Annotated in this window: 2 protein-coding genes and 1 pseudogene; 1 reads left to right on the plus strand and 2 read right to left on the minus strand. The window is 50.3% G+C overall.

Annotated elements, in window-relative coordinates; all coding sequences use genetic code 11:
* Nucleotides 1-61: 61 nt before the first annotated feature.
* Nucleotides 62-1,153 (minus strand): FAD-dependent monooxygenase, encoded by a 1,092-nt coding sequence (locus EI42_RS31645; protein ID WP_111326952.1) that lies wholly within the window; start codon nt 1,151-1,153, stop codon nt 62-64.
* 139 nt (nt 1,154-1,292) lie between these two features.
* Nucleotides 1,293-1,940 (minus strand): TetR/AcrR family transcriptional regulator C-terminal domain-containing protein, encoded by a 648-nt coding sequence (locus tag EI42_RS31650; protein WP_111326954.1) that lies wholly within the window; start codon nt 1,938-1,940, stop codon nt 1,293-1,295.
* A gap of 596 nt (nt 1,941-2,536) precedes the next feature.
* Here EI42_RS31650 and EI42_RS34175 point away from each other — a divergent pair.
* Nucleotides 2,537-2,655 (plus strand): annotated as a pseudogene (locus EI42_RS34175) (RNA-guided endonuclease InsQ/TnpB family protein); the annotation flags it as partial.

Here is a 2,655-nt window from a genome sequence, read left to right on the forward strand (position 1 = left end):
AGCTTGTATTCGTAGATCAGCATCCCTTGCTCCTTGTTCGTCCTCACTGTCTTCGCATATCCTAACACAACGATTGTCTTCTGTCAAGCGAAGGGGGACGTCCTGCTGCTGCTGGCTTCCTGCGCCATCTATCCCCTTGGCTGAAGCCAGGGGCCTTCTGCCGCTTTCTGGTAAACGCTGTAGTGTAATCTCCTGATGCCAGCGCCAGCTCTCCTGCCAGAACATAGGCACCAATCAACGCCAGACTCGTTCCCTGACCGGACGCCGGTGACGGACAGTACGCCGCATCTCCTAGCAACGCGATTCGGCCTGCCGACCAACGATCCATATGGATCTGACTTACCGAATCGAAGTAGAAGTCTGGCGCATCCCAGACATCCTTGAGCAAACGCGGAATCTGCCATCCATCACCTGAGAAAAAAGATGTCAGCAGCCCTTTTTGTTGCTCGATATTGCGATAATCATGACTGAGCGGCGGCGAACTGAAGAAGAAAAAGCTCATTGCCTTGCTGCGATCCTGTGCGCTGAAAAGGCTCACAAATTTGCCCGGAGCATAGTAATATAGTTCCTGGCGATCGAGATCAAGAAAGTTTGGTGCCGTAAAGATGGAAATATACGCCCCCAGATTGTGCAGAAAACGCGACTCGTCCCCGAAGACAAGGCGACGAACATTGGAGTGTATTCCATCGGCCCCTATGACCAGATCAAAGACGCGAGGCTTTCCCCGCTCAAAGGTTACAGCGACGCCATTCTGACCCTCCGTAATGGAGGTAATGGAATCGTTGAAAAGGTACTCAACATCGGAACGTGTACGCTCATAGATGATGCGGGACAGATCCGTACGCATAACCTCATCATCCTGTTCCTGCCGCGAATTAAAGAATTCAGCGGACATACTGACTACCGCCTTCCCGTTTCTATCGACGAAAGTTCCCTCTTTCATACCAGTACTAACCTGCCGAATATCAGCCAGTATCCCCATACGCTCAACAACCTCAACTGCTTTCCCGCGAATATCCAGCTTGTAGCCACCTTCCCGAAGTGCAGGTGTTCTCTCTACCACAGTCGGACGAAAGCCATAGCGAGTTAGCCAGTAGGCCAGCGCTGGCCCAGCAATGCTTGCTCCAGAAATGAGAATATTCTCATTGTCCATTTTTTGCCCCTTCAAAATTTACAAAATGACAACGATATGTACAAATATCTGCACATACTACTTAGAGTTTGCATATTCTGTATTCCCCTTCGCATATCAGGGAAATACAGACATTATTCAAGGAGATCGAAAGGCATGCTTATTTTTCGGGAGGAAGAAGCCCCTGAAGGAGAGCCCGCAACCCAAAATCAAACTCCTGATCTGGATCCCAACGTGAAAAATCAGAGACTGATGCGTGCAGGTGAGGATAGCGCTTTGCCGGAAGACGTCCCCATCTCTCAGCAGTATCATCTTCCTCTGAAGTGGAGGGCGCAATAATCTCCGTTACATCAAAAAATGTATGGCCGACAATAAAACCGGCAAAGCTATTCACTGCATACAACGCCTGTTCGCCTGTGACATTCGCACGATGGAGCGTCGCGACAAGCCGTTCGAGAATCGCAAGCGCAGGCTCCGTTCGGAGCTGACGCGTTGCCACCAACGGAAGCGCCCGAGGATGAGCCCGGAGTACATCCCGGTAAGCATGCGCGAAATCCCAGAGTTCCACATATGGAGAAACATTCGGTCGCTCCGGATAAGTTGCCTGTAAGAGAAGCATTTCAATCACTCCATCAAGTAGATCCTCTTTATTCTTGATGTGATTATAGAGCGACATGGCCTCCACCCCCAGAGCAGCTCCCAACTTACGCATATTCAGCCCCTCTAATCCATCTCTGTCTATCAATTGAAGTGCTGCTTCCAGCACCGCCTTTCGGGTTAAAGACCGTTCCCTCTCCGCCTTCGCCATAATTATCACCTCTGTTTACTTACTTAGTATGTTTACTAAGTAAGTATAGCGAAAGCAAGAAACAAATGTCAAGAGGAAAGGGCCATTCTCTTCAGCTCCCTTTCAAATCGTATGCCTCTCTACCGCGAAAAGCCCCGTGTCGACGCACGCTTGAAGCAACAAAAAGCGAGCATGCAGCAAGACGAAGAAATTTCTCTGGCTTTTCTGTCATGCTCGACCTAAAACATCGAATCAACGATGGCTCATCAACATTCAGTAGAAGAGCCACACGCCTCATATGGTGCTATTTTCGTCGAATGGGGCAAGTCCCTCTAAGGAAAAAGCGTTTGTCCTTGCATATCCCCTTCAACGCATTCAACATAAGCGCGTGCCACTTCGCTTACAGGCGTTCCTTCTGAGCTATCAAGTCCCAGTCGCATTAACGTTTCCTTTACCCAACCAGGGCTTACCAAAAAGCGGCAGAAGGCCGCTGGCTTCAGCCAGGGGGATGGATGGCGCAGGAAGCCAGCAGAGGCAGAACGTTCCCCTTCGCTTGACAGAAGACAATCATTGTGTTAGGATACGCGAAGACAGTGAGGACGAACAAGGAGCAAGGGATGCTGATCTATGAATACAAGCTCGAGGGGTCGAAAGCACAATTCGCCGCCATCGAGGAAGCTATCCGCACCACCCAGTTCATTCGCAACACGTGCCTGCGCCTCTGGATGGATGCACG

This window comes from Thermosporothrix hazakensis (assembly GCF_003253565.1).
Lineage (GTDB): Bacteria > Chloroflexota > Ktedonobacteria > Ktedonobacterales > Ktedonobacteraceae > Thermosporothrix > Thermosporothrix hazakensis.

Excerpts from the sequence above, each read along its gene's own strand:
- EI42_RS31650 (WP_111326954.1), bottom strand. The coding sequence starts at position 1,940 with ATGGCGAAGGCGGAGAGGGAACGGTCTTTAACCCGAAAGGCGGTGCTG.
- EI42_RS31645 (WP_111326952.1), bottom strand. The coding sequence starts at position 1,153 with ATGGACAATGAGAATATTCTCATTTCTGGAGCAAGCATTGCTGGGCCA.